This is a genomic window from Vibrio sp. 1167, assembly GCF_033340375.1.
Lineage (GTDB): Bacteria > Pseudomonadota > Gammaproteobacteria > Enterobacterales > Vibrionaceae > Vibrio > Vibrio alginolyticus.
Map to the genome: position 1 here is coordinate 42,912 of NZ_JAWOWK010000002.1, position 26,972 is coordinate 69,883.

Genomic DNA, 26,972 nt, shown 5'->3' on the forward strand with positions numbered 1-26,972 from the left:
TTGAGGTTATTTAGGTATAATTTATAATCTCATCCGCTTGATACCGAACTGTCGTGAAGATTGTTTAGGGTACGCTCGCCGAATAACCATTTTCACCTGGGATACTTTAATGATTTCAAAAAACCAATTAAAACTGCTTCGTGCTTTAGGTCAAAAGAAACAGCGTAAAGCGCATGGCTTATTCCTAGCTCAGGGTGAAAAGAACGTACTAGAGCTAGCAAGTAGTTCATTGAAGGTGAAGCAGGTTTTTGCAACAGCGGCATTTCTCGAACAAAATGCTGGTACGCTAAATCGTTTTGATTGTGTTGAAGCATCGCTTGATGAATTGACCAAAGCGAGCACGCTTGTGAGCAATAATGCGGCCATTGCTGTGGTTGAAATTCCGAGTGTAAAAGAGCCTCAAGCGAAAGGCTTGATGATTGCGCTAGATGGTGTATCCGACCCTGGTAATCTAGGTACGATTATTCGTGTTGCAGACTGGTATGGCATCAAGCACATTATTGCGAGTACAGATTGTGCTGATCCTTATAATCCTAAAACGATCAGTGCGACCATGGGCAGCTTTGGCCGCGTACAAGTGAGTTTGGTGGATTTGCCAAGTTATTTGGAACACGCCAAATTGCCAGTATATGGCGCGTTTTTGGAGGGAGAGAGCGTTCATAAAACGGATTTCGCTGCTGAAGGTATTTTGTTGATGGGCAGCGAATCTCATGGTGTGCGCGAAGCCGCAGCAAAATTCGTGACAGATAAGATCACGATTCCGGCGTTTGGCGGTGCCGAATCACTGAATGTCGCGATGGCGACTGGCATTATTTTAGACAACATGCGCCGCCAACATAGCTAACGCAACAATTACTTAATAACAAAGCCAGTCAATTTGACTGGCTTTGTTGTATTTATTGCCTAGAAAAATCAGCCTGGCTGAATCTTGCGTTTAACGAAATACAGTGAATGTTGTTCGGTGAGTTAATTTTGTTTTAGTTCAATAGGCTGTGCCTATAAATAAAATTACTCCTTTCCATTTAGTAAAATCAGGAAATTAGGCGACACTTATCTAAAGGCCGCAATAAAATGCCCTTAAGGAGATAAGAATGCATTCATTAAAAGTAAAAGATTACATGACGTTGCAAGCGGTGACTTTCACGAAAGATATGTCACTTTCGGCAGCTTTAAACAAAGTAATGCAAAGTGTCACACTAGGTGGCCCTGTCATTGATGAAAATGAAAAAGTGGTTGGGTTTTTATCGGAGCAAGACTTATTAGATAAGTTGGTGAAAGCAAGTTATCACTGCCAAGATACACATACGGTACAAGAGTGTATGCATGATGATGTCTTATCTGTTTCTCCAGAAATGTCAGTAATTGAACTGGCTGACATGATGAAAGTTGGAAAGCCGAAAATGTATCCAGTGGTGGATGGCAAAGGTAAGTTGGTTGGTGTTATCACAAGAAGAGACGTGCTGCGTGCCATAGGAATGACATTAAATGAGTGTTTTAAGCATCCCGTTTAACCTCTCTGTTTAAACTTTACGGAATATTGCTTTTAAACTGGTTTGGAAAGACGCTTCGGCGTCTTTTTTATTTTCTATCGCCGAACTGTACAAATTTATCTTGACCTTGGAGCTTACTCTAAGGTTTATCCTTAGCAATAGGTAAATCACCGATACCAATAAGGAAAAAATTATGTGTACAAAACATCAAGGTTGCCAATCTAGCAAAATCAAAACTGCGGTGCCGCTTGGTGCAAGCGAGTCATGCTGTGCGCCAGTAAAATCTTCGCTCAATATCTCTCAGGCCAGTGTTGATGTTTCTGAAAGCTCTTGCTGTAGTGGAGGAGGCTGCAGCGTTGACACAGGCGAGGAAGACGATCCCACAAGGGAGAGTAATTCCTCCGTTCGGAACGCTTGGCTTGTGTCAGGTATGGATTGCCCATCTTGTGCGCAAAAGCTTGAGAAAGCCATTACGTCTTTACAAGGCGTCAGCCAAGCCAAGGTTTTGTTTGCAACAGAAAAACTGGTCGTCGATTTTGATGGTCTAGAGCTGATAGCTACGATAGAGCAGACAGCCCAAAAAACGGGTTTCCCGATCTCTTCACTTGATGCTCCAAAACCAAGCACTACAAAGAAAGGCTGGCTTGGCGTCATAAGAGACAACATCCAAATTCTCTCGATTGCTGGTGCAATGGCTACTGCGGCAGTCATTTCTAAGATCGACCCTCAAATAAGCGCTTGGTTATTCACTTTGACGTGTTTACTTGGTTTATACCCAATCGCGCTCAAAGCATTTAAGTTGGCGCGTAGCGGTACGCCTTTTGCGATTGAAACGTTAATGAGTGTAGCGGCGCTCGGCGCTTTATATTTAGGTGAAACCGCCGAAGCCGCAATGGTGTTATTGCTTTTCCTTATTGGTGAAAAGTTAGAAGCATATGCATCATCTCGCGCGCGAAGCGGTGTCCAGGCGTTAATGGACTTAGTCCCAGAAAATTCAATTTTAATTATTGATGGAGAGCGTAAAGAAGTACCAGCTGCTCAGCTTAAACCAGGGGATATCATAGAAGTCGCACCCGGAGGCCGTTTGCCTGCCGACGGTGTTTTGCAAGATGCGCTTGCGAGTTTTGACGAAAGTGCGTTAACGGGAGAATCTGTTCCCGTTGAACATCAAACCGGTGGCAAAGTGATGGCCGGGGCTGTGGTTGTCGATAAAGTGGTTCGCTTACAGGTGACTTCCCGTCAGGGCGAGAATGCGATAGACCGAATTCTTCATTTGATTGAAGAAGCCGAATCTCGTAAGGCACCATTAGAACGCTTTCTTGATAAATTTAGCCGTTGGTATACGCCGCTAATGATGCTGGTGTCTCTGATGGTTATCGTTACGCCGCCATTACTATTTGCCCAACCGTGGGAAACGTGGATCTATCGAGGACTCGCCCTTCTGTTGATTGCTTGTCCATGTGCATTAGTAATTTCAACGCCTGCGGCGATCACTTCTGGCTTGGCGGCAGCGGCTAAGCGGGGCGCATTGATCAAAGGTGGTGCGGCGCTTGAGTTGCTTGGCAAGGTTGAGTCTGTCGCATTTGATAAAACTGGGACACTGACGCAAGGTAAACCAGAAGTGACCGACGTCTTTGCTTTTGATATGGATGAAGACAAGTTACTTAGCCTAACTGCGTCAATCGAGATTGGTTCAAGTCATCCTCTAGCGGTTTCTTTAGTTACCAAAGTGCAAGAGCAGGGGCTTACTATTCCTGAAGCGTTGGATAAAACCGCGCAAGTAGGCTCTGGTGTCACTGGTTACGTCGATGGAAAAATGGTCCAAGTGGTCACGCCTTCAAAGGCAGACTTTCCACTTTCTCAACAAGCCAAAGAGCAAGTGGTTACGTTGGAACAACAAGGTAAAACGGTTGTCATTGTGCGTTTCGATGACGAGGTCATTGGCGTGATCGCATGGCAAGATACATTGCGCTCAGATGCCCAGCAAGCCATCGCAATGTTGAAGGAACTTGGGGTCACGTCGGTGATGCTAACGGGTGACAACCCGAGAAGTGCAGAAGCAATGGCAAATAGAATAGGCTTGGATTATAAAGCGAGTTTGTTACCTGCAGACAAGGTGCATTACGTCGAGAAGCTATCACAACAACATACCGTTGCGATGGTGGGAGACGGTATCAATGATGCTCCAGCCATGAAAGCTTCGAGTATCGGCATTGCGATGGGAGGCGGTACGGATGTTGCGCTCGAGACTGCTGATGCGGCGTTAACACACAACCGTTTGATTGAGCTACCTGCCATGATAGAACTGTCGCGTGCGACGCTAAGTAACATTCGTCAGAATGTCGCGTTAGCGCTAGGTTTGAAAGGTGTATTCTTAGTGACAAGTTTACTTGGTGTTACTGGGTTGTGGGTTGCTGTATTAGCCGACAGTGGTGCAACAGCACTGGTGACATTGAATGCGTTGAGATTACTTCGTTTTGAGTCCAAGCAGATTAAATAACTGACCTAACCATTGATCCCACTCATTAATAGCCCGAGGCATTCGTGTATCGGGCTTTTTTTAACCGTATTAACCTGATGCGATCAGACGTTTTTCTTGTCCTTGAAATCACGCATTGCTATGCAACAAAATGATCTAACGCCCCTTAAAGTGTGATCAATACCAGTTTTGTTTGAAATTTCATTTTCATTACATTTTGTCATTGTGATTGAGATCACTCTATGTTGGTGAAAGGTTCGCTACAGTGCATCTGTACCCAATAACTGATTAATGAGCTTATTGTTCATAAAATAAGCCACAATAAGGAGCGACTTATGTCTCAAGCTGTATTCCATTTAGGTGTTACTGAAGCTGATCTTAATGGTGCGACTCTAGCGATCATTCCTGGTGACCCAGCGCGTGTTCAAAAAATCGCAGAACAAATGGAAAATCCAGTATTTCTAGCAAGCCATCGTGAATACACGCTATACCGTGCAGAGCTAGACGGTAAACCTGTTGTGGTTTGTTCTACAGGTATTGGTGGTCCTTCTACCTCTATCGCAGTTGAGGAATTGGCACAGCTTGGTGTTCGCACTTTCCTACGTGTTGGTACAACGGGTGCAATTCAACCGCATGTAAACGTGGGTGACATGATCGTAACGACGGGGTCAGTTCGTCTTGACGGTGCGAGCCTACACTTTGCTCCTATGGAATTCCCAGCAGTTGCTGACTTTGAAGTAGCAACCGCAATGAAAGCAGCGGTAGAAGAGTCTGGCGCTACAGTTCACATGGGTGTGACTGCATCAAGCGACACGTTCTACCCTGGTCAAGAACGTTACGATACGTTCTCTGGTCGTGTTGTTAAGCGTTTCCAAGGCTCTATGCAAGAATGGCAAGACATGGGCGTACTTAACTTCGAGATGGAGTCTGCAACACTGCTAACAATGTGTGCGAGCTCTGGTTTAAAAGCGGGTTGTGTGGCTGGTGTTATCATCAACCGTACACAAAAAGAGATTCCAGATCATTCAACTCTGAAAGAAACGGAAGCGCGTTCAATTAAAGTGGTTGTAGAAGCAGCGCGTAAAATGCTTTAAGCCGCTATAGTTGGCATTTAAACAAACAGAAAAAACCAGAGGCTAACCTCTGGTTTTTTTCTACTTATAGAAATGCGTACAGCTAAAATTTAGGTATAAAAAAAGCAGCATTAATGCTGCTTTTTATCGTTGTGAATTTTAGCTTTTCTTAATGGCACTATATCTCGTCTGAACCGCCCGCGTCTTTAAACCAAGCCGTTAAGTGCGTTCTTAAATCTTTAAGCTCATCAGGGCCAATCAGGGCTAGCCCTAAGTCTTCAGCACGAGTAATGTCATTGTGACGAAGAGGACGGAAGCTCACCAACATTGCGCGCGCTTGTAAGCCACCTAATAAATCGCGAAGCGATTCTAACTTATATAAAGTATCGTCGCCGTCATCTCTCATGCCTTTGGTTTTGCACTCGATGATGTGCAGCTTGTTGTTTACAACTGTTGCGACATCTAACTCATTGCGTACTTCACTTTCACCAAGTTTGCGATAAACCTGAACATTTAACGATCGATCTTGGATCGTCGGCATGGTGTCTTGGATTTGCTTCACGGTGCTGTGAACCAAAGTTTCTAACCACTCACCGTTTGAAAAGCGTCGAGCATCTTCATCTGCAAACGTTAAAACGCCATTCTCATAGGTGGCGATTTCTGCTTCTACTAAATCTGAAAGCAACATGTTGAGCTCACGGTAGCCCTGCTGTTTTTCGGAGAGCTCGACATCAAGCTTTTGTTCTTTGCGGCATGTGGTTGCAAGGTAGTTAAGTGTTGCTAGACCTGGCCCAAGCTCAAGCGCATTTGAGGCCCATCGTTCACCAAGTTCATACAATTTTTTATCAAGAAGAGGTGGTAAATCAACGTGGTGAAACTCGCCGCGTGCACCAAAGATAGTGAGGTAATCTGCAATCGTAATGTGATCTTCGACTTGGGTATCTTCTTTGCCATCAGGGTATAACCAACAAAGCTTATCGCTACTAGGCTCTACCACAAAAATTGGCCAGCGATAGGTACGGAAAACTTCGTACACCGACAACAAGCGATGACGAAGACCACAGCTCGCGTTCAATTTTACATCTTCGCCGCGTTCATGGAGGTCTTTTGCCAGTTTTTGAATTGCTTGTTTGATCAGAGATGTATTAACAGCGGATGGAATTTCAAAAAATTCAGAAGTAATTTCTCGTTGATCTAAAACGGCACTCAGTCGGTCAAATATATCTAACTGGCTCTTGTCTCCGATGAAGACGATATGTGTGCTTAGCGTACGATTATCTAATAGAGGAGTGACCAATCTCACTGGGTCTTGGTCGATAATACCAACATGAACAGCCATAGATTTTCCTTTTTATGAGGCCGCTCGAAAAGAGTTGTGCAAGGGGATGAGCTGGCCTTATTAATCATATGTAGACATGGCCGACAAAAAACAAGGGCGACTTAACAAAAAGTCGCCCTTATACAGTTGATTGCACTAATTAATGCTCTTAGTTATAAAGTATTTATAACTTAAAGCGGTGGACCAATTCATTTTGCTGATGAGCCAAGTGGGTCAGTGATTCACTGGTTTGTGCGATACTCGACATGGCTTGGAAACTTTCATCGGCGATACTGTTGATATCTTCAATGCTGCGAGCAATGTCTGTTGATGTTTCACTTTGCTCTGCTGCTGCTTGTGAAATGTGCGTACTCATTTGGCTGATTTCGATGATTAGCGCCTGGATCTCTTCCATTGAGCTGTTCGCTTTTGATGCTTGCTCAACCGACATCTCCATATCGCTCATACAGCTTTGTATGACTTGGTTCGCCGATTGCGAGCTAGCTTGCAGATTACTGATCATGGATTCAATTTCAGTGGTTGATTGAGTCGTTCTTGATGCGAGTACTCGTACTTCATCTGCCACTACCGCGAAGCCGCGACCTTGTTCACCAGCGCGAGCCGCTTCAATTGCCGCGTTCAATGCCAGTAGGTTGGTTTGCTCCGCAATGTTGCGGATCACATCAAGGATAGACCCAATTTGACCACTCATCTTTTGTAGCTCAGAAACTGCGGAGACCGATTCGTTCAAACGTGTTTCTAGTTGATTAATGGTTGAGATGTTACTGCTCATAACATTTCTGCCTTCTTCAGAGGCAGATTCGACGCGTTGCACCATTTCTAGCGAGCCTTGCGCACTTTGCGCGACTTCCTGCACTGAATGAGACATTTCTGTCATCGCGGTAGCGACGTTTGCCGTTTGTTCGCGTTGAGAGCTCAATTTAATTTGTGCTTGCGAAGAGGTGCGTTCGTTGGTTGTCGCGGTTGACGATAGGTTTTCTGACGCTTCGTTGAGTTTCACCAAGATCTCGTGAAGGTTGTCGGCGAGTGAGTTAATGTGTCCACTCACACGGCTGAATTCGTTGTTATAGCGAATGTCGATACGCTGTGTCATATCACCTTCAGTCAGGCTTTCTAACACTTTTAGAATACGAGTCAACGGTTCGCGAACGCTTTGAGCGATGTGGTAGCCAATCGCTGTCGCGAGTAAAACGACAATAACGCCAATGATGATGGCTTTCGTTACACCCGCCGAATATATGTCACCTGCGTCTGCCAATGATTCATTGAGCTTATCTGTTGCGGTTGTCGTGAATTGCTCAAGAATCGCCATGGTTGAATCCACTTTATTTGCTAGGTTGGCGATATTGTTATACAAAGCGGCGCGAGCATTGAGGTAATTATTATGTTGGTCTAGCACACCGCCACGCATACCAACGTCACGAGTAAATTGCTCTACAGATTCGCCAAAAGCTTTTTCTAGCTCAGGAAGCTGAGTCACCAACCCGCGGAATGCGTAATTCAAGTGCGTTACTGCTTTGCGGTTTTTAGCTACGGCTTGCGTAACAAACTCAGGGTTGGAACTGGCGAGGGCATCAGAGGTAATTACTTCGGCATCTTTTAACTTGATAAAGTAGCTCTTTGCCATGACTTTGACAGAAATGCTGGTTTGATCTGCCACATATTCTTTAAGACCAACCGAAAGTTCGGTATTCAGTTTTTGGAAGCGGCGTGAGGATTTTTGCACTTCTTCTTGAGCCGCAAACATTGCTTCGTAGTTGTCCATGGCCTCTAGAGCTTCTGTAAAATAGCTCTGCTCTAACGTTTTTAACTGTGAAAACGGTTCGGCAAGAGAAGGGTAGATTTGGCTTGCGGTTTTCAGTTGAGCCAATGTGGATTCGAAGCGCTGTTGAGATCTAGCAAATTCCTGACGCATTTCATCCATGCGTTGTTTATTCTCTGTCGTCAGGAAGTCTTTAAATGATTTGTCGGCAGAAAGCAGCTCAACACTGGTTTGATTAGATAACGATACCAACGGTAGGGATGATTTAGAAACCGTGCCAAATTTTCCGTGAATATCACTCATTCCTCCCATCATAATGGCAATTGTGACGGCAAATAGGATGATGAACAGTGCAAAGCCGGCATACATCCTTTTAATAACTGAACCTCGCATAAGTGAGCTTCCTCTCCCAAAAATAGACAAGCTACCCAAGCATTTTTGAGTTTACTTGGGTATAAAAATAATAATTGTCTTAAAAAAGTAACAAAATTCATTGGATTGTATTCAGTTTGTGACGCGCATTTTATGACGCACACGACAAAAAAAGCTTCGTTAATTAGCATTTGATTAATAATGTTAAGTGAACACTGTTTTTATTGAGCTCCGCTTTTGGTTGGCGCATACTAATTGGGGTCTAATTACGTTTATAAAATGGAGTCCTCATGGCGGAAGAAACGATCTTTAGTAAAATTATTCGCAAGGAAATCCCTGCCGATATCCTTTATCAAGATGATTTGGTGACTGCGTTTCGCGACATTAACCCTCGCACACCAAGCCATATTCTCATTATTCCGAATAAACTGATCCCAACAACGAATGATGTAGAAGCTGAAGATGAAGCAATGATGGGGCGTTTGTTCACGGTTGCTAGAAAGTTAGCGAAAGAAGAAGGTATTGCTGAAGACGGCTATCGCCTGATCGTTAATTGTAATCCACATGGTGGCCAAGAGGTTTACCATATTCACATGCACCTACTAGGCGGCCGCCCTCTAGGTCCAATGGTATTGAGCTAAGCTTTTAAAAGTGGGTGGTGATTCACCCACTTCTTTTTCCTGTCGAATGACACATTTGTGGAGATAAATGTGAAACTAGGTGTAAAGCTGTTAGGGCTGATGAGCTGGGCTTTAATGGCCTCTGGCTGCGCGAATTTATCTGCGGGCAATCTGTTTAGTCATTACAGCAACCAGAATCAAGAAGTTTATCAAGCCGTTGTTGCAGGGGAATATGCCAAAGCAAAACAACTTCAATCAAGTGAAGTGGGTGGCGAGATACTTGGCAATTTTGAAAAAGGTCGCATCTCTTTTCTTGCTGAAGATTACCCGACAAGTTTGAATGCGCTAGAAAGCAGCGATCGTGCCGTACGTGTTCAACAAGATCGTGCGACGATATCTGTGTCAGACACGGCAACGAGCGTCGGCTCTCTCGCAGTGAACGACAATCTCCAAGACTATCATCCCGCCGATTACGAACTTGGCTTTTTGCACCTGTATCTAGGACTAAATTACTTACAGAAAAACGATTTAGAAGGGGCACTAGTTGAAGTGCGTCGAGCTAATCAAGTTCAGGAAGCAGCAAGAAAGGCGCGTGAAAAAGAGCTAAAAGCAGTAGAGAAAGACCTTAACAAGCAAGGCATGTCTGCCAATTTAGGCAGTGTGTTAGCGAACTACCCTGATGCTGGTAAAAAACTAAGCGCGGTACAAAATGGTTATCTGTTCTATCTTTCTGGCTTGTTATATGAAGCGTCGCGAGACTTAAACAGTGCTTATGTTGATTACCGACGAGCACTCGCTGTAATGCCAGACAACAAGCAAGTTGTGGAAAGCACCTTATACGCTGCTAAGAAGCTGGGCATGCGTGAAGACTTGCGCATGCTAGAGAAGCGGTATGGCAAAGCACCTTCTGGATTAACTCAGTCACAAGGGCGAGTCATCGTTATTGATGAGCAGGGTGTTGTTGAGGCGATGAAAGGGTGGCGTATTGATTTACCGATTTACGACAGTCGCGATAATGGCGCGATTTATTCGTTGGCGCTTCCTTATTATCAGAACCGAGGTGCTCAACGTTTTAGCGATGTTGTTTTAAATGGTCAGGTATTGCCTTCCAGTACGCTGACTGATGTTAATGCGATGGCGCAAAACGATCTTAATGAACGTCTTACTACAATAGTGATCCGTCAAGCTCTTCGTGTTTGGGCAAAAGATCGAATCCGAAAAGAGGCGGCGAAAAAAGGCGATGATGTGGGCAACATACTTTTCAATGTATGGAACACATTGACCGAACAGCCAGATACAAGAAGTTGGCAAACATTGCCAGCGCAAGTGAAAACGGCTTCAAAAATCGTGAAACCGGGAACACAAAGTTTAAACTTGGGTGATCAAACCTATCAGTTTGAAGTGCCTGCACAGCAGACTACATTGGTATGGGTATCTCGTCAGGGAGCACACTCAACCGTGTGGCATAAACAGCTAGGGAGACTGTAATGAAAGCATGGCTTGTTTGTTTAGCAATGGCTATTGGTTTAGTTGGATGCGCCGAAAACACGGCTGGTATTCGAATTGATGGCCAAACGCAAAAAGTATTTTTTAATGATAACGTTTTAGGTAGTCGCTTATTAGTTGACAACATCACCACCACTTACGTTGATGATCGCCCACGAGGAGTCGTGCAGCTGAGTAGCAATTACAAAGGTGATCAGCACATTCTTTACCGATTTTATTGGTATGACAACAATGGTTTAGAAGTGAATACCAAACCTGGTCCGTGGCGAAAAATGATTGTGCGAGGATTTGAGCAAGTCACGTTATCTGAAGTTACTGTGAATCCAAATGGCACAAAATTCCGTGTGCAAATTAGAGAAGCACAAGACGATTAATCTTAACGGCTCTGCCGAAGCTGCCGCGCTAACGATGCGCTGGTATTGAAAAACTAAGGAACTCTCATGAAAAAAAGTATTATTGCTCTTTTAGGTCTTGCCGTCATTTTAGGTGGCTGTTCTAACAAAGTCTCTTACGGCGATGCGCAAGCAACAGAAACCACGACTATCGATTTTGGCTCAACAGATTTACAAAAAATCGCGGCTGAAATGGTGGATAGCATGATGATGTCGGGCTCTGTAGCAGCAATTACTCGTGACCAACGTCCTATCGTTTTTGTTGAGCGAATTAAGAACAAAACCAGTGAACATATTGACACTGAATCCATTACTGACACGATCTCTACTAAGATGTTGAACTCAGGTAAGTTCCGTTTTGTTGATATGGATCGTGTTGAGTCTGTGCGTGAACAACTTAACTTCCAAAACACGGATGAGCTTGTTAACCAAAGCACAGCTATCCAATTTGGTAAAATGGTTGGTGCTCAATACATGCTTTACGGCAACCTATCTAGCATTGTGAAAAATGCGGGTAGCGATAAAGATGTATACTACAAGATGACCATGCGCCTAATGGACCTAGAAACAGGTTTGATTGAGTGGGCGGATGAAACTGAAATTCGTAAAGCGCAATCTAAGAGCCTATTCGGTCTTTAATCGAACAGGGTGGAGAAGTCATCAATGGCATGGTTTTCTTGGCAACAAGCAAAACAGTTAGATCCGAGTCTTAACGCTCTCGATGGCTTCTTTACGGAGCCTCCGGTAAAAGTACAAACTGTTACCGGGGGGCTCACCAACCGTTGTTGGCGGTTGGAATCTTCTCAAGGCCTTGCATACATCTGGCGACCGACCAGTCATGTCTGCAAGGCTTTTTCAATTTCTCGTCACAGTGAATATCAAGTGCTGAATGCAGTCTCTTCATTGGAAATTGGCCCCAAGCCAGTTTTTATTCATGAGCAAGGGTTGCTGGTGGAATGGATAGAAGGAGAGGCTCTGACGGAGTCAGGCTTAGCACTAAGCAATTTATTATCCATTGCGGCGAAGATTCATCAATATCCGATAAGCGCAATTCCTTTGGTTCCATTTTCATATATTTCTCGCATCGATCATTATTGGCTTGAGCTTGGTGGTCAGTATGTGGGGACGGAGTTTGAGGCTTTGTACATGAAGTGGCGCACGGAACCGAACGTTGCACCTGTTCCGCTGGCCCTATGTCACTTCGATCTGGGATGTTACAACCTAGTGCGAGGAGAGAGTGGGGTGAAAGTCATTGATTGGGAGTATGCCGGGATTGCTGACCCTAGGCTTGATTTGACCTTAACTATTCAGGTCGCGAATTCGCCTGTGGAAGAAGCGGTAAAGCAGTATTGCCAAATTCGAGGTGTCGAAGATGTGTCTCTTTGGCTGAGAGGTGTAAAAGCTTGGCAACCAAGAACCTTGGTGATGGCGATGCTCTGGTATCTACTTGCCTATAAATTGTGGGGAGATGAACAATACTTAAACAGTGCGTATGAGTTGAAAGGCTCATTGTGTATGGAAGATCACTGTTTTGAGAACTCGTGATATTTTCCCCTTTAACAGTAAGGAAATAGTGGTAGTTTTAATAAAAGTACCAGATACACACAGGGAGAGGTACACATGATTATTTACTTACACGGCTTTGACAGTACAAGCCCGGGTAACCACGAAAAAGTTCTTCAACTGCAATTTATCGACGACGACGTTCGTTTTATCAATTACAGCACCCTTCACCCAAAGCACGACATGCAACACTTGTTAAAAGAAGTGTCTAAAGTTATCGATCAATCTGATGACCCAAACCCGTTAATCTGCGGGGTTGGTTTAGGTGGTTACTGGTCTGAGCGAATTGGTTTTCTATGCGGTATCAAGCAAGTGATGTTCAACCCGAACTTGCACCCAGAAAAAACGATGGCTGGTCGAATCGATCGTCCAGAAGAGTACGAAGATATCGCAACAAAATGTGTTGATCAGTTCCGAGCGAAAAATCAAGCTCACTGCTTAGTGATTCTCTCTAAAGATGATGAAGTGCATGACAATTCGAAAACGGCAGCTGAGCTAGAAAAACACTATCAAATCATTTGGGATGAAACTCAGTCTCATAAGTTCAAAAAAATCTCTCATCATTTACAAGCGATAAAGGCATTTAAAAATACTTATTAATGTTGAGTGTAGACAGTAAAGCGGCGTTTTTATCGGCTGCTTTGCTGCGATTCCTTCTCTTGAGTGTGCCGAGCCACTGTCTCTTTGAAAGGCACATTTTCTTGGTTTAACGCTTTGAATATTGTGTTCTCCTTACCGTTTTCTTACTTCCCTCCTATGTAGCACGAACACCTTGTTGTAGAGTAGTCGAAAAGTAGTCAATCCGTACTCGTTACACGGATTTTGGTTGCCTTCAAAGTTGGTCTCTATATAATGAACCGGACTAAAATAATTTGATAAATATCAAAAAAAATTGAGAGCGAGTAATAAACTTGCCCAAAAACTTCTGGCGTAGTATGCGTACCAGATAAACATGCCAAACCCTGACAAGTCATTGATAGATAAAGAATCAAAGTGGGTGGTAGTTTTTTAATCCAAGTAATTGAGACACCTCTAAGAACCAAGAATTCATCGGTTGGATGGATGCCACAAATGTTTGTGAGTCATGCATCGAGCTGAACCCCATATATTCATTTTTGTAGAGGAAAATCATTGTGACACGCATTATCGTTGTAGGCGGCGGTGCAGGTGGTCTTGAGTTGGCAACTAAGCTTGGTCGAACTCTAGGTCGCAAAAACCGTGCGCGAATTACGCTAGTCGATCGAAAAGCGAGCCACTTGTGGAAGCCATTATTGCATGAGGTTGCTACAGGTTCTTTGGACGAAGGAGTAGATGCACTGAGCTATCGAGCTCATGCAAAAAACCACAGCTTCGACTTCCAAATGGGTAGTCTTCAAGACATCGACCGTGAACGTAAAGTGATCATCTTAAGTGAGCTTAAAGACGAACACGGTGAACTTCTTATGCCAAGCCGTGAGCTAGAATACGACATTCTAGTGATGGCGATTGGCTCGACATCAAACGACTTCAACACGCCTGGCGTTCGTGAAAACTGTATTTTCCTAGACAGCCCTGAGCAAGCACACCGTTTCCGTACAGAAATGAACAACGAGTTCCTAAAGCTGCACGCGAAAAACGGTAACGGTACGGTCGATATTGCGATTGTTGGTGCTGGTGCAACTGGCGTTGAACTATCAGCTGAGTTACATAATGCTGTTAAAGAGCTGCGCACTTATGGCTTCGGTGATCTTGATTCTAGCAAGTTGAACGTCAATCTGATTGAAGCAGGTGAGCGTATTTTACCAGCGTTACCTCCACGTATTTCTTCTGCTGCTCATCAAGAGTTGGTGAAGTTGGGCGTAAACGTGCGCACCGCCACTATGGTGACTAAAGCTGAAAAAGATGGCCTTACTACAAAAGATGGTGAGAAGATCCCAGCTCAAATCATGGTTTGGGCTGCGGGTATCAAAGCTCCAGACTTTATTAAAGATATCGCTGGCTTAGAAACGAACCGTATCAATCAGCTTGTAGTGAAAAACACACTACAGACAACACGAGATGATGACATCTTTGTTATTGGTGACTTAGCACAATGCACCCAGTCTGACGGTTCGTTCGTGCCGCCACGCGCTCAAGCTGCACACCAAATGGCAAGCCAGGCATTTAGTAACATCGTCGCGAAGATCAACGGGCGCGAGTTGAAAGACTATGTATATAAAGATCACGGTTCATTAGTGTCTCTAAGTCGCTTCTCAACCGTTGGTAGTCTGATGGGGAACCTAACTAAAGGGTCGATGATGGTAGAAGGCCGTATTGCTCGTGTCGTTTACATCTCATTGTATCGCATGCACCTAATGGCGTTGCACGGTGTATTCAAAACCGGTCTGATGATGCTCGTCGGCCGCATTAATCGCGTGCTGCGTCCAAACCTTAAGCTGCACTAAGGTTTTAAATCCACTCTGTGTGGATGTGTTGTATCTTAAAAAATGCAGAAGCCACCGCAAGTCGGTGGCTTTTTGTTTATGTTAGATCTGTCGGTAAAAGTGAGTACACAACGCCATCTTTAGGCTTACCATGAAAAATAAACCGGTTTCTGGCGATGGCTTCTTTTTGTGCACCGACGGACTCAATTAAGGCTTGGCTAGCTTCGTTGTCGGGGTCACAAACAATCTCTAGTCGAGTTAAACTTAGCTTTGCGAAGCAGAATTCTGCTAAGGCTTTAACGGCTTCTTGGGCATAGCCTTGCCGTTGATAGCGGTCGGCAACCCAGTAACCAATACTCGCCATATTAAACGTATGATATAACTCATTAACCGCTGCCATTCCAACCAAAGTGTTACTTTGCCGCTCATAGATACCGAAACCAAAAGCCTCAGTTTTGACCCAGTTAAGACGGGTTGCCAACAGAAAGTCCTGCGCGGTTTTCAATGTGACGTTTTTATCACACCAGTCAAGCCATTGGTGCAGCGAAGGGGATTCTGCAAGTAATCGTTGTAGTGAATGTGCTTCTTCAGCAGGGATGAGCTTGAGCGCTAAGCGGGGCGCAATGATTTCAAAGTCTGGACTCATGAACTAATACGACTTCCATGTTGAGTGTAAGTAAATTGAAAGCTGTCTATTTATACTTGAACGCAGCTATTTTCCTTGCTCTGCGTTGGTTAGGAATAACTGAGGTATAGCAGATAAAAACAAAGCGCAGCTTTGCTGCGCTTTGTCGAACCGCTCGTGCTTATCGAACCCGACGAACTTGAATGATCATACCCATCAACGGGTTATCTAGGTAATGAGTCTCGCTGCTACGCATACGACGTTTTTGATCCATTCGATAACTCTTCAGGAATTTCTCTTCGGTTACTGTCGGCGATATTTCTGCCAAGTTACCTACTTGGACGTTACCATCTACTTCACCTAAGTCATCCGCCAATTGCTCAGTTGAGGTTGGTTCAAAACGCACCTCTCTAACACTTGGTTCGCGCAGATCTAGTGTTGTTTCGGCGAAGAGGTAATGCTGTACGTATATTTGGAATCGACCATCTAGTTCATATAAAGGACCATTGACCGTCTCTTCACTGTAACCGTCGCTGGAAAATGTTTGATTGCCATTGATTGGGCGGCCATCTGCTTGATAAGAATCAGAGAAATCTCGCCCGCCAACGATGCGGAAAATTGGGGCGCTAGATTTACCTCGGTCACCTTGACGCCAGGCTACGTGTTTAAGCACTTTAAAGCCGGCATGATTATTTAGTGCCGCTTCTTGCGCGTTGAGACGGAAAGAAGAACTTGGCAAAAGTGTCACGCCTTTAGAGCGGCGGTAGGATTCACTCTCTAGGCTACCGACATTTTCCATATCGATTTTTGGCAGTTGATTCGGCCAAGATTCTGTTGTGCTTTCAGCGTCGACTGCTCGCTTGAAAATGATCACTTCAATATCAAATTGGCGCTGTGCCCAAGAGGGCATTGAGACACATAGAAGCAATAACGGGATCAGTATTCTCATTCGACTATTAGCTCGTTGGTAATAAATTCTGTTTAAAATCATTCAGTAAGTCTTGAACAAACTGAATGCGTTTACGTCGGTCCACCAATGGTACGCTAAACTTGAACTTAGTTGGACCTTCCATTGCAAATTTTTGCGGCTGTGATTGCAGCAGTTTAACTAAATACGCTGGATTTATGTCAGCATCAGGGTAAAACTCGATAAATCCACCTTTATCATGGGCTTCTATCTTTTTCGCTTTTAAACTACCAGCCGAAATTTTCAATTCTGAGACGGCAAGTAAGTTCTTTGTTGCGTCTGGAAGCAAACCAAAGCGATCAATCAGCTCCACTTTTAGCTCTGATAGTTCATCACTGCTTGTGACACTCGCAATGCGTTTGTACATCGACAGTCGTGTGTTTACATCCGGAATGTAATCATCTGGTAAGAGCGCTGGGATTCGCATTTCCACTTCAGTTTGCTCACGAAGCAGCTCATCCAAAGATGGCTCCTTGCCTTCTTTTAATGCTTGCACTGCTTGTTCCAGCATTTCCATATAAAGTGTAAAACCAACGGATTGAATTTGCCCACTTTGCTCATCACCAAGCAGCTCACCAGCACCACGGATTTCTAAATCGTGGGTTGCTAACGTAAAGCCAGCACCTAAGTCTTCCAGTGAAGCAATCGCATCAAGACGCTTGATGGCATCTTTGGTCATGGCTTTTGGATGTGGCGTTAATAAGTAAGCATAGGCCTGATGGTGTGAACGTCCAACACGGCCACGTAATTGATGCAACTGCGCCAAGCCAAGATTGTCCGCACGATCCATGATTATGGTATTTGCCGTTGGTACGTCGATACCGGTTTCGATGATGGTTGTACACACCAACACATTAAAGCGCTGATGGTAGAAGTCATTCATGATTCGCTCAAGTTCGCGCTCGCGCATTTGACCATGAGCCACGGTAATGCGTGCCTCTGGGATGAGTTTCTGTAAGTCTTCTGCCGTTTTTTCAATGGTTTCAACCTGATTGTGCAGGAAGTAAACCTGACCACCACGCATAATTTCACGCAGTACCGCTTCACGGACCACTGGCTCTTCTTTTTGTCGAACAAAGGTTTTAATGGCTAAACGGCGTGCAGGAGGTGTCGCGATGATCGACAGGTCTCGCATGCCACTCATTGCCATATTCAGTGTGCGTGGAATTGGTGTTGCGGTGAGGGTAAGAATGTCCACATCCGCACGCATTGCTTTGACTTTTTCTTTTTGACGAACCCCAAAGCGGTGTTCCTCATCAACGATCAACAAACCTAAATCTTTGAATTTAATGTCGCTCGAAAGCAGCTTATGCGTACCAACGACAATATCGACTTTACCATCGGCAACGTCTTGCAGAATGACTTTTTGTTCTTTGGCAGATTTAAAACGAGACAGTACTTCAACTCGGATTGGTAAGTTGGCAAAACGGTCACGGAAGTTTTCGAAATGCTGCTGAGCAAGCAAGGTTGTTGGTACGAGTACGGCGACCTGTTTACTGTTATCCGTTGCGACAAATGCTGCGCGCATAGCGACTTCCGTTTTACCAAAGCCCACGTCACCACACACTAAGCGATCCATCGCTTTTGCCTGGCACATGTCTGACAAGACGGCATTGATGGCCATCGCTTGGTCATCTGTTTCTTCAAACGGGAATGTTGCTTTAAATGTTGCGTATTGCCCACGATCTAGCTCAAATTTGAAGCCAGGTTTTAATTCTCGTTTAGCATACACATCCAGCAATTCTGCCGCGACATCACGCACTTTTTCTGCCGCTTTACGACGTGCTTTTGCCCACGCTTCACCACCTAATTTATGCAGTGGCGCACTCTCTTCAGCGCCGCCAGAATAACGGCTGATAAGATTCAGTGATGAAACTGGCACGTAGAGCTTGGCATCGTTTTGATACTCAAGAGTGACGTATTCCGTTTTCATACCACCGGCTTCAAGTGTTTGTAAACCGATGTAGCGGCCAATACCGTGATCAATATGAACCACAGGTTGACCGGGTTTTAGTTCCGCAAGATGGCGAATAACGGTGTCACTGTTGACGGCTTTTTTATCTTTGCGGCGTCGCTGGATAACACGGTCACCGAGTAGATCACTTTCGCAGATCAGAGCGAAGTTCAGCTCTTCGTGAATGAAACCATGCTCTGCTGCGCCTAAGATCAAGCTGAATCGATCACCCGAGTCTAGAGCTTGGTAAAGTGAGCCATGTACGACTGGCCGAACTTTGATGCCTTGCAACAGCTCCGTTAGTGCTTCACGACGACCTTCTGACTCTACCGAGAAAACGATTTTTCCGCTGAATTGCTCACTAAACTGACGAAGGCGCGAGAGCGGCTCTTTATTTTGTTGCTGAACGCCAAGCTCGGCTAACGATTGTACGGGTAGGTTTTGACGACCGGCACGCTTAACCACTTTATCTAGGCTCAATTGAGCGATAGGGAGCTGTTTTAGTTGACTGAAAAGTTCGTCTTTTTTCAACCAAAGCTGTTCAGGAGTCAAAAGAGGACGCAACGGATCAACTTTTTTCTGGTCGTATCGATATTCGACATCGGTTAAGAAAGTATCGACCGCAGATTCGATATCACCATATGTGATGACTTGAGAGTCTTCTGGCAAATATTCAAATAAAGTCTCGGTATGGTCAAAAAACAGCGGCTGCCAATACTCAATACCAGCGGGCCACGTGCCTTTGGTCACTTGCATGTAGATTGATTCAGGCTCGCGGCGTGCGTCGAACTGGGTGCGCCAACGTGTACGGAAATCTTCAATCGCTTCTTTAGTGGTTGGGAACTCATGTGCAGGCAGCAATTGGATTTGCTGAATATCGTCGATAGAGCGTTGGTTCTCTGGATCAAACGTGCGAATGGTATCTATTTCATCATCAAAGAAGTCGATGCGGTACGGGTCATTGCTGCCCATAGGAAAGAGATCCAGAATAGACCCACGACTTGCATATTCACCTGGTCCAAATACTTGATCTACATGGCGGTAGCCAGAATTTTCAAGTTGTACACGTAACTTCTCTAGCGAGAGCCGATCACCAGTTTTCACCATTAAAGTGTGTTGCAACAGAAAATCACGTGGCGATTGGCGTTGCAATACTGTACTGACCGGGACGATGGTTATGCCATCACGTTGACTTGGCAGTTGGTATAGGCGTGCGATACGTTCAGAGATGATTTCTTGATGCGGAGAAAAGTTATCGTAAGGCAGCGTTTCCCAGTCGGGGAACAGGCTTACCGTTTGGTCGGTGAATTGCTCAATCTCTGCCTGAAGCTTTAAAGCGATTTGCGGGTCAGGCACAACGAGTAGCGAGTGACTCGAATGCTGCTTGGCTAGCTCTGCAATGGCTAGAGGTAGAGCTGCGCCCGGCAAATTACCTAGCTGTTTTTTGTCGCCACGCTCTGAAGGGTTGGTGACGGAAAGAATCGTTGCTTTTGTCATAGGAATTATTTTTTATCTCGCTCCATCGAGCGCTGACGTAAAAGTTTTTGTTGTTGATACAGTGCCGCCTTTATCAGTAAATCTTGATCAGATTCTCGGAGCATCTTGTATCTAAGCGTGATAATGAAATCTTGCTCTGAAGCATCACATTCTTCTACTTGAGCGTAACAGTAAATCGCCGCAGCAGGGTGATCGAGGAACAGTTTAACACGAACGAGTTGTTGAGTAGTTAACGCTGTATCTGAGCGGAAACTGAGTTGACTAGCACCAAACTGCGTCGTTTGATATCGAATGGAGGCGTCATCTTGTTGTGAAAGCATAAAGCTCAACAAGAGGTTAAGTTTCGCGTTTTGCGTATCAAGCAAGTTGATCACATGCTTTAACTCTTTGTTTTTCAGCTCTAGACGCGCGTTGTCTGCCAACATATCTAAGTGACTAAATTCACTGGCGACAATAAATGGTGCTGGAATTTCGGAGGCAAATGTTTCTTCATCTGGCAAAGCAAAGTCCGCACTCAACGTTTCGACGTTGATGGTGAGGTTATGATGGACGGTAAAGTATTCTTGCTCTGTCATATAGTCGATCCTTTTGCCAGTGAGCGCTCCCTGTTCACTCAACAAACAAAGAGAAATAGGGCACTGATTATCGCTAACTGAATGAAGTTATCAAGTTTAGCTGATTTGTCCTTGAACTTTTTGCCCTAAATACAGACTTATTGCATGTCGTTGACAAATTTAGCGATTCTCTTGTCTTCTTAATGAGAAGAGTAAGGTAAGATAATCCGCTAAAGCTTTATATCAAAACAACCAGTTGGTTTGTCTTATATGTATCATCCTATCTCATTGTTTATTGGCTTAAGGTATCTTCGGGGACGCTCTGGAGATAGGTTCAGCCGATTTGTTTCTTATATGTCGACGGCGGGTATTACGATCGGTGTAATGGCGTTGGTGACGGTTCTTTCTGTGATGAACGGGTTTGAATCGCAGTTAAAAGAACGCATTTTAGGTGTGCTACCTCATGCCGTTGTTTCGCAACACGATGGAAAAACGCCTATGACCGAGTCTGCCCCTCCATTTGTTCAAGCGATGTCGAGTGAATCTCAGCCGGAGCCTATCGTTAGAGGAGAGGCTGTTATTCAGAGTTCTGCACAGCTGACGGCTGGTTACCTCATCGGTATTGAACCTAAGAAAGGCGATCCGATTAGCAACCATTTGATTGCCGGACGATTATCGTCACTTCAAGCAGGTGACTACAATGTATTTTTGGGTCACAGTTTGGCGCGTTCACTAAAGGTCTCAATCGGGGATAAAGTGCGCTTGATGGTGACCAACGCAACGCAGTTTACCCCACTTGGCCGTATTCCTAGCCAGCGAAACTTTACTGTCTCAGGCATTTTCAATACGGGATCGGACGTTGATGGTCAATTAATGATTGTGAACATGACGGATGCATCTAAGCTGATGCGTTTCCCTAAAGACACGGTTTCTGGTTGGCGTGTCTTTTTCTCTGACCCATTTATGGTGACGGATTTTGCTGACCAACCCATGCCTGATGGATGGGAATGGAGTGATTGGCGCGAACAGCGTGGTGAGCTTTTCCAAGCGGTGAAAATGGAAAAGAACATGATGGGACTTATGCTAGGTCTAATTGTGGGTGTCGCTGCATTCAATATTATCTCCGCTTTAATCATGGTGGTAATGGAGAAGCAATCAGAAGTCGCAATATTGAAAACTCAAGGCATGACTCAATCTCAAGTGATGACCATTTTCATGGTGCAAGGTGCAAGCAGTGGTGTAATTGGCGCGATTGTTGGTGGCGCTGCGGGCGTGATCTTGTCACTTAATCTAAATGCGATTCTTGAATCTGCTGGTGTGGCGCTATTCAGCTTTGGTGGTCATCTACCCATCTTGATTGATTCACTGCAAATTCTTTTAGTGGTGGTATTGGCGATTGCTCTTAGCCTTGCTGCTACGCTTTATCCTTCTTATCGAGCATCTTCTGTTAAACCTGCTGAGGCACTTCGCTATGAATAAGCTATTAGAATGTCGTGATATTCGTAAAGTCTACCGAGAGGGTTCGTTAGATACGGAAGTGTTGAAAGGCGTAAGTTTCGATATCGACAAAGGGGAGTTGGTTTCTATTGTTGGCTCTTCTGGTTCGGGAAAAAGTACCTTATTGCATATTTTAGGTGCGTTAGATGACGCAACTCATGGTGAAGTTGATTTTCTAGGGCAAAACCTATCAGCTTTGAGCTCGAACAAACAGGCGGCATTACGCAACAAGCACCTTGGTTTTGTATACCAGTTTCATCACTTGTTGGCTGACTTTACTGCGCTTGAAAATGTGGCGATGCCACTGATGATTGGCGGTGCTAAAGTAGCGGATGCAAAACAGGCGGCTAAAGCGCTGTTAGATAAAGTTGGTTTGAGTCATCGGATGCAACATAGACCCTCCGAGTTATCGGGCGGTGAGCGTCAGCGTGTTGCGATTGCGCGTGCATTGGTGAATAAACCTGATCTGGTCTTGGCTGATGAACCTACGGGGAACTTAGATCACAATACGGCACTGTCTATCTATGATTTGATGCGCGAGCTCAATAAAGAGTCAAACATTGCATTTTTGGTTGTCACGCATGACAAAGAGCTGGCAGCAAAAATGGATCGTCAAATGCACATGCAAGATGGTTTGCTCGTAGATCGTTTTGTGACTGATACAGCACCTGCGGAGGGCTAGTTTTGTTTACCTCTTTAGCTTTGATGATTGGTGGTCGCTTCAGTCGAGCGAAAAAGCGCAACAAGATGGTGTCTTTCATATCGCTTTCTTCGACCATTGGTATTGCGGTTGGCGTTGCTGTGATCATTATCGGTTTGTCTGCAATGAATGGCTTTGAGCGCGAGCTGCAATCGCGTGTGTTGTCTGTGATCCCACACGGCGAGTTAGAAGGTGTTAATGGACCACTTCATGACTACACCAAAACGATGAATCAAGCTCTAAAACATGAACATGTTGTTGCGGCAGCACCGTACGTTCGTTTTACGGGCTTGGCAGAAAAAGGCAGTAAGCTAAAAGCGATAGAAGTTCGTGGTGTAGAGCCTACTTTCGAGCAAGCGGTGTCGAGCTTATCGAATTTTATTGACCAAGAAGCTTGGCAAAACTTTTATGCCGGTCAGCAGCAAGTGATCTTAGGCCGAGGTGTAGCAAACGAGCTAAATGTCGCCGTGGGGGATTACGTTACGTTGATGATTCCGCAAACAGGCGGCGCAAATAAAGTGCAGGCTCCTAAGCGTGTGCGCGTGAAGGTGTCAGGGTTCTTAACGTTGAATGGCCAAATCGACCACTCTCTAGCGTTAGTACCATTAGCGGATGCTCAGCAATACGCGAGGTTAGGGGAAGGGGTCACTGGCATCTCACTAAAAACGGACGATGTTCTCAATGCGCCTTCTATTGTTCGCGAGGTTGGTAGCATGGTTGATGTTTACGTGTATTTGAAAAGCTGGCAGCAAAAGTTTGGTTTTTTGTATCGCGATATTCAGCTCGTGCGCACCATTATGTACTTGGTGATGGTACTGGTGATTGGCGTGGCATGTTTTAATATTGTGTCTACGTTGATGATGGCAGTGAAAGACCGAGCGGCGGAAATTGCAATTTTGCGAACAATGGGAGCAAAAGATAGCCTAATCAAACGGATCTTTGTTTGGCAAGGTGTATTCTCTGGTGTATTTGGTAGTCTCGTCGGCAGTGTTATCGGTGTCTTAGTAGCGTTAAACCTGACTCCGTTAATTAAAGGGCTAGAGAGCTTAATCGGTCATCAGTTTTTATCGGGTGATATTTACTTTGTTGACTTCTTACCATCACAACTACACTGGCCAGATGTCGCATTGGTGTCAGTGACGGCGATAGTGCTTAGTTTACTTGCGACGTGGTATCCTGCTTCTCGTGCCGCAAGGTTGAATCCGGCGGCTGTACTGAGTTCTAAATAGCTGATTATTTTACAATATGCGAAAAACAAAAAGGACCGAATTCGGTCCTTTTTTGTATTTATCCGACTTGAGTAACATCGCGTTTCATTCTAACTGTTAGATGCCCCTCAACTGATAGCTCAAATGCTGATTTTTACGCAGAAAGGTCTTATCTTATTTTGCGTTTTTGCCAGCTCCGTACCACCGAGTAGCGCCAAAGCCCTCGAATTCCGAAGTAGCCAATAATCGCGGATACAACCCCACAAATTGCGCAGCCCAATAGAAATGGAGGTCCAATGGTGCTCATTTGCTGCATGATGAATTCCCACGATAGTTCAAAGTGAAAAGGTTGCGGGGGAAGACGCATCACTAGAGCACCTAGCTTGTACGCAAAGTAAAATAGCACAGGCATAGTGATAGGATTGCTGATCCATACCAAAGCGACGGAGAGGGGCAGATTGACACCCAACATAATGGCCAAACCAGCGGCCATGATCATTTGGCTCGGCAGCGGAACAAAAGCCATAAATAACCCGACAGCAAAAGCCCCTGATGCCGAGCGGCGGTTTAAGCACCACAAGTTTGGGTTGTACAACACATTGCCGAAGACCTTCAATGCTTTTTGGCGTTTGATCAATTCATGATCTGGCATGAAGCGTTTTATCAGCTTTCTAGGCATAGGACAGCATGACTCTCTCAGAAAAAAGTTGGACCTTGGCGTTATTTGTAGCGAGCGTAATCTCGTCAGCTTGGTGGCCGACAATACCAGATTGGCGTTGGTTGCTGCTGGGAATAATAACCACTGGCTCAATAATCAAATTACGTCGTGGCTTAATTAGCATAGGCGCAATTGCGGGCTTTATGGTTGTCATCGTCCACGGCAATGTATTGGAGTCTCAGAGACAAGCCCTTTTTCAAGCAGGGGAGAATATTACCATAATTGGTAAAGTTGACAGCCCTTTTACGCAAATAAGTCACGGTTATGAAGGTATTGTCGCTATAGAAGCGGTAAATTCTCAAACTCTGTTACCTTTTCTTAAACCTAAAATCCGTCTTATTACGCCTTTTCCACTCGATGTTAACAGTGAGTTTACGACATCCATCTCGTTAAAGCCGATTACAGGTCTACGCAACGAAGCTGGCTTTGATGCTGAAAAGCACGCGATGGGTAAAAATATTATCGCCCGAGCGGTTGTTAACAAAGATGCTAAGTGGATTGTTCGTTCTAATGTATCTCTGCGTCAATCCATTATTGCCGATGTCGCTGATGATGTGTCTTCCCTTCATCATTTCTCGTTAATAAGTGCGTTAGTTTTTGCTGACCGTTCTTGGTTGTCTAAGGAAGATTGGCAAGCGCTCAGGGACAGTGGTTTACTGCATTTGGTCTCCATTTCTGGTTTACATATTGGTATGGCGTTTACTTTTGGGCTAGTCGTGGGCAGTACCGTTCGTTATCTATTACCCCAATACCAGTTGTTACCTAGCTTATATGGGCTGATCTTCGCTGTTGCCTACGCTTGGTTAGCGGATTTCTCTCTGCCTACTACGCGAGCAGTGTCGGTATGCGTTGTTTACGTTCTCCTGAAGTATACTCTGGTGCACTGGACTTCTTGGCGAGTTCTTTTGCTTGCAGTATCTCTACAACTGCTTGTCCAACCTTTTGCATCCTACAGTATGAGCTTTTGGTTATCGTACCTCTCCGTTTGTGCGGTATTGTTCGCAATTAATTTGATTCGACATCAAAGGGGAGGTTGGAAAGCGCGATTAAAAGCGTTATTGCTTACTCAATTGATGTTGAGCGCTTTAATCGTACCTGTTAGTGGCCATTTCTTCTCCGGTTTTAGTTTGTCCTCAATAGCCTACAACTTGGTATTTATTCCTTGGTTCGGATTTATCGTTGTACCTTTGATGTTTCTAGCCCTGTTCTCATCTTTGTTTCTTGAAATGATAGCGAAGCCTCTGTGGCATTTGGTGGACTGGTCATTACAGCCATTGAGCACGTCAATACAGTACGCAGTAGGTTCTTGGCAACCCATTAGCATGGAAATGACAATGCTGGTTATGGTGATAGTGGTTTGCTTAATATTTCAACGGTTCATGTCTCAGTACGCGTGGTATTTGTTACTCGGCATCGTTATTAGTATCAAGTTTGCAGCGGAGTATGAACCGCATTGGCGTATCGATGTATTAGATGTAGGTCATGGCCTTGCAGTGGTTGTAGAAAAAGACGACAAGGTGTTGCTGTATGACACTGGTAAAGCATGGCAAAGCGGCAGTATCGCAGAGCAGGTCGTCACTCCGGTTTTGCATCAACGAGGTTATGAAAGCATAGATACACTGATTCTAAGCCATTCCGATAATGATCACGCAGGCGGCCGCTTTTTCATTGAAGATGCCTTTTCTCCACAGCGTAAACTTAGTAGTCAATTCTTTATCGAATATGAGCCTTGCACTAGAGGCGACCAATGGAAATGGCAAGGATTAAACATGGAAGTGCTCTGGCCTCCTGCACTTGTTCAACGTGCGTATAATCCGCACTCCTGTGTATTACGACTTACTGACCCTATTTCTAACTTTAGTATGCTTTTTACTGGTGATATTGAGGCCATTAGCGAGTGGATTTTGCTTAGAGAACCCGGAAAGTTACAAAGCGATGTGATGCTAGTCCCTCACCACGGGAGTAAAAGTTCATCGAATCCTCGATTTATCGAGGCGGTGAGCCCGAGTGTGGCGGTTGCTTCTTTAGCAAAAAACAATCGATGGGGAATGCCAGCGGAAAATGTCGTTGCTTCATACCGAAAGCTTGGCGTTACTTGGCTTGATACTGGTGAGGGTGGTCAGGTAAGCTTCTTTATTCACCGTGATAATTGGCGCTCAGAAACCAAACGTAGCGATACATTTGAGCCTTGGTATAGGCAGATGCTGCGTAAGGGAGTAGAATGAGAGTCTTAATGTAAGAAAATAAAGCACTT

Annotated in this window: 22 protein-coding genes; 15 read left to right on the forward strand and 7 right to left on the reverse strand. The window is 44.8% G+C overall.

Translation table 11 applies throughout. From position 1 onward, the window contains the following. The first annotated feature begins 109 nt into the window (after positions 1–109). The 4 genes from R7Z78_RS03600 to udp all read left to right on the forward strand — a co-directional run bounded on the left by R7Z78_RS03600 (position 110) and on the right by udp (position 5,063). Positions 110–844: an RNA methyltransferase gene (locus R7Z78_RS03600; RefSeq protein ID WP_104975981.1), complete on the forward strand. Its 735-nt coding sequence runs from the start codon at positions 110–112 to the stop codon at positions 842–844. A 247-nt stretch (positions 845–1,091) separates the two neighbouring features. Further along, positions 1,092–1,511: a CBS domain-containing protein gene (locus tag R7Z78_RS03605; RefSeq protein WP_005378483.1), complete on the forward strand. Its 420-nt coding sequence runs from the start codon at positions 1,092–1,094 to the stop codon at positions 1,509–1,511. 172 nt (positions 1,512–1,683) lie between these two features. Then, positions 1,684–3,990: a zinc/cadmium/mercury/lead-transporting ATPase gene (locus R7Z78_RS03610; protein ID WP_104975982.1), complete on the forward strand. Its 2,307-nt coding sequence runs from the start codon at positions 1,684–1,686 to the stop codon at positions 3,988–3,990. 314 nt (positions 3,991–4,304) lie between these two features. Then, positions 4,305–5,063 (forward strand): uridine phosphorylase, encoded by a 759-nt coding sequence (gene udp / locus R7Z78_RS03615; protein WP_005378479.1) that lies wholly within the window; start codon positions 4,305–4,307, stop codon positions 5,061–5,063. A 157-nt stretch (positions 5,064–5,220) separates the two neighbouring features. On the opposite strand, the gene R7Z78_RS03620 is transcribed toward udp, so the two are convergent. Both R7Z78_RS03620 and R7Z78_RS03625 read right to left on the reverse strand, forming a co-directional pair. Then, entirely contained in the window at positions 5,221–6,381 is a 1,161-nt protein-coding gene (locus R7Z78_RS03620; protein WP_005378476.1) for a DUF1887 family protein, read from the reverse strand. 163 nt (positions 6,382–6,544) lie between these two features. Continuing rightward, positions 6,545–8,536, reverse strand: coding sequence for a methyl-accepting chemotaxis protein (locus tag R7Z78_RS03625; RefSeq protein ID WP_104975983.1), 1,992 nt, complete (start codon positions 8,534–8,536; stop codon positions 6,545–6,547). A gap of 269 nt (positions 8,537–8,805) precedes the next feature. Between R7Z78_RS03625 and hinT the strand changes: the two genes are divergently transcribed. The 7 genes from hinT to R7Z78_RS03660 all read left to right on the forward strand — a co-directional run bounded on the left by hinT (position 8,806) and on the right by R7Z78_RS03660 (position 15,019). Next, complete coding sequence (gene hinT / locus R7Z78_RS03630; RefSeq protein WP_005378473.1) at positions 8,806–9,156, forward strand: purine nucleoside phosphoramidase; 351 nt, start codon at positions 8,806–8,808, stop codon at positions 9,154–9,156. Between the two features lie 69 nt (positions 9,157–9,225). Beyond that, positions 9,226–10,623, forward strand: a complete 1,398-nt coding sequence (locus tag R7Z78_RS03635) for a COG3014 family protein (RefSeq protein ID WP_085569623.1) — start codon at positions 9,226–9,228, stop codon at positions 10,621–10,623. Further along, positions 10,623–11,015, forward strand: a complete 393-nt coding sequence (locus R7Z78_RS03640; protein ID WP_005378469.1) for a YcfL family protein — start codon at positions 10,623–10,625, stop codon at positions 11,013–11,015. The genes R7Z78_RS03635 and R7Z78_RS03640 overlap by 1 nt, the downstream gene beginning before the upstream one ends. 66 nt (positions 11,016–11,081) lie before the next feature. Beyond that, positions 11,082–11,672, forward strand: a complete 591-nt coding sequence (gene lpoB / locus R7Z78_RS03645; RefSeq protein WP_005378467.1) for a penicillin-binding protein activator LpoB — start codon at positions 11,082–11,084, stop codon at positions 11,670–11,672. 24 nt (positions 11,673–11,696) lie between these two features. Then, a complete protein-coding gene (gene thiK / locus R7Z78_RS03650) occupies positions 11,697–12,578 on the forward strand; it encodes a thiamine kinase (protein WP_104975984.1) in 882 nt (293 codons plus the stop codon). Positions 12,579–12,653: 75 nt separating this feature from the next. Beyond that, positions 12,654–13,196 carry an alpha/beta hydrolase YcfP gene (ycfP, locus tag R7Z78_RS03655; RefSeq protein WP_005378464.1) on the forward strand — a complete coding sequence of 181 codons (543 nt, stop codon included), beginning with the start codon at positions 12,654–12,656 and terminating at the stop codon, positions 13,194–13,196. A 533-nt stretch (positions 13,197–13,729) separates the two neighbouring features. After that, positions 13,730–15,019: an NAD(P)/FAD-dependent oxidoreductase gene (locus tag R7Z78_RS03660; protein WP_025766937.1), complete on the forward strand. Its 1,290-nt coding sequence runs from the start codon at positions 13,730–13,732 to the stop codon at positions 15,017–15,019. A gap of 76 nt (positions 15,020–15,095) precedes the next feature. Here R7Z78_RS03660 and R7Z78_RS03665 read toward each other — a convergent pair whose 3' ends face one another. The 4 genes from R7Z78_RS03665 to R7Z78_RS03680 all read right to left on the reverse strand — a co-directional run bounded on the left by R7Z78_RS03665 (position 15,096) and on the right by R7Z78_RS03680 (position 20,616). Beyond that, positions 15,096–15,644, reverse strand: coding sequence for a GNAT family N-acetyltransferase (locus R7Z78_RS03665; RefSeq protein WP_025766936.1), 549 nt, complete (start codon positions 15,642–15,644; stop codon positions 15,096–15,098). Positions 15,645–15,804: 160 nt separating this feature from the next. After that, the gene (locus tag R7Z78_RS03670; protein ID WP_021707672.1) at positions 15,805–16,572 is read right to left on the reverse strand and encodes a peptidoglycan binding protein CsiV; all 768 of its coding nucleotides are present in this window, start codon (positions 16,570–16,572) and stop codon (positions 15,805–15,807) included. A 7-nt stretch (positions 16,573–16,579) separates the two neighbouring features. Continuing rightward, positions 16,580–20,041, reverse strand: a complete 3,462-nt coding sequence (gene mfd / locus R7Z78_RS03675) for a transcription-repair coupling factor (RefSeq protein WP_033905041.1) — start codon at positions 20,039–20,041, stop codon at positions 16,580–16,582. A 5-nt stretch (positions 20,042–20,046) separates the two neighbouring features. Then, entirely contained in the window at positions 20,047–20,616 is a 570-nt protein-coding gene (locus R7Z78_RS03680; protein ID WP_017634743.1) for a hypothetical protein, read from the reverse strand. A 249-nt stretch (positions 20,617–20,865) separates the two neighbouring features. On the opposite strand from R7Z78_RS03680, the gene lolC reads away from it, so the two are divergent. The 3 genes from lolC to lolE are packed head-to-tail and all read left to right on the forward strand — an operon-like array spanning position 20,866 to position 24,021. Beyond that, on the forward strand, positions 20,866–22,074 hold the full coding sequence (gene lolC, locus R7Z78_RS03685) for a lipoprotein-releasing ABC transporter permease subunit LolC (protein WP_031778997.1): 1,209 nt from the start codon (positions 20,866–20,868) through the stop codon (positions 22,072–22,074). Further along, positions 22,067–22,774 carry a lipoprotein-releasing ABC transporter ATP-binding protein LolD gene (lolD, locus tag R7Z78_RS03690; protein WP_104975985.1) on the forward strand — a complete coding sequence of 236 codons (708 nt, stop codon included), beginning with the start codon at positions 22,067–22,069 and terminating at the stop codon, positions 22,772–22,774. The genes lolC and lolD overlap by 8 nt, the downstream gene beginning before the upstream one ends. Positions 22,775–22,776: 2 nt before the next feature. Then, complete coding sequence (lolE, locus tag R7Z78_RS03695; protein WP_025766930.1) at positions 22,777–24,021, forward strand: lipoprotein-releasing ABC transporter permease subunit LolE; 1,245 nt, start codon at positions 22,777–22,779, stop codon at positions 24,019–24,021. A gap of 148 nt (positions 24,022–24,169) precedes the next feature. Here the strand turns inward: lolE and R7Z78_RS03700 are convergent, their stop codons facing one another. Continuing rightward, complete coding sequence (locus R7Z78_RS03700) at positions 24,170–24,679, reverse strand: DUF2062 domain-containing protein (RefSeq protein WP_005387834.1); 510 nt, start codon at positions 24,677–24,679, stop codon at positions 24,170–24,172. Between the two features lie 8 nt (positions 24,680–24,687). On the opposite strand from R7Z78_RS03700, the gene R7Z78_RS03705 reads away from it, so the two are divergent. After that, the gene (locus tag R7Z78_RS03705) at positions 24,688–26,943 is read left to right on the forward strand and encodes a DNA internalization-related competence protein ComEC/Rec2 (RefSeq protein ID WP_169644470.1); all 2,256 of its coding nucleotides are present in this window, start codon (positions 24,688–24,690) and stop codon (positions 26,941–26,943) included. Positions 26,944–26,972: the final 29 nt, after the last annotated feature.

Coding starts and splice junctions, on each gene's coding strand:
- R7Z78_RS03600 (WP_104975981.1), top strand. CDS start 110: ATGATTTCAAAAAACCAATTAAAACTGCTTCGTGCTTTAGGTCAAAAG.
- R7Z78_RS03605 (WP_005378483.1), top strand. CDS start 1,092: ATGCATTCATTAAAAGTAAAAGATTACATGACGTTGCAAGCGGTGACT.
- R7Z78_RS03610 (WP_104975982.1), top strand. CDS start 1,684: ATGTGTACAAAACATCAAGGTTGCCAATCTAGCAAAATCAAAACTGCG.
- udp (WP_005378479.1), top strand. CDS start 4,305: ATGTCTCAAGCTGTATTCCATTTAGGTGTTACTGAAGCTGATCTTAAT.
- R7Z78_RS03620 (WP_005378476.1), bottom strand. CDS start 6,381: ATGGCTGTTCATGTTGGTATTATCGACCAAGACCCAGTGAGATTGGTC.
- R7Z78_RS03625 (WP_104975983.1), bottom strand. CDS start 8,536: ATGCGAGGTTCAGTTATTAAAAGGATGTATGCCGGCTTTGCACTGTTC.
- hinT (WP_005378473.1), top strand. CDS start 8,806: ATGGCGGAAGAAACGATCTTTAGTAAAATTATTCGCAAGGAAATCCCT.
- R7Z78_RS03640 (WP_005378469.1), top strand. CDS start 10,623: ATGAAAGCATGGCTTGTTTGTTTAGCAATGGCTATTGGTTTAGTTGGA.
- lpoB (WP_005378467.1), top strand. CDS start 11,082: ATGAAAAAAAGTATTATTGCTCTTTTAGGTCTTGCCGTCATTTTAGGT.
- thiK (WP_104975984.1), top strand. CDS start 11,697: ATGGCATGGTTTTCTTGGCAACAAGCAAAACAGTTAGATCCGAGTCTT.
- ycfP (WP_005378464.1), top strand. CDS start 12,654: ATGATTATTTACTTACACGGCTTTGACAGTACAAGCCCGGGTAACCAC.
- R7Z78_RS03665 (WP_025766936.1), bottom strand. CDS start 15,644: ATGAGTCCAGACTTTGAAATCATTGCGCCCCGCTTAGCGCTCAAGCTC.
- R7Z78_RS03670 (WP_021707672.1), bottom strand. CDS start 16,572: ATGAGAATACTGATCCCGTTATTGCTTCTATGTGTCTCAATGCCCTCT.
- mfd (WP_033905041.1), bottom strand. CDS start 20,041: ATGACAAAAGCAACGATTCTTTCCGTCACCAACCCTTCAGAGCGTGGC.
- R7Z78_RS03680 (WP_017634743.1), bottom strand. CDS start 20,616: ATGACAGAGCAAGAATACTTTACCGTCCATCATAACCTCACCATCAAC.
- lolC (WP_031778997.1), top strand. CDS start 20,866: ATGTATCATCCTATCTCATTGTTTATTGGCTTAAGGTATCTTCGGGGA.
- lolD (WP_104975985.1), top strand. CDS start 22,067: ATGAATAAGCTATTAGAATGTCGTGATATTCGTAAAGTCTACCGAGAG.
- R7Z78_RS03700 (WP_005387834.1), bottom strand. CDS start 24,679: ATGCCTAGAAAGCTGATAAAACGCTTCATGCCAGATCATGAATTGATC.
- R7Z78_RS03705 (WP_169644470.1), top strand. CDS start 24,688: ATGACTCTCTCAGAAAAAAGTTGGACCTTGGCGTTATTTGTAGCGAGC.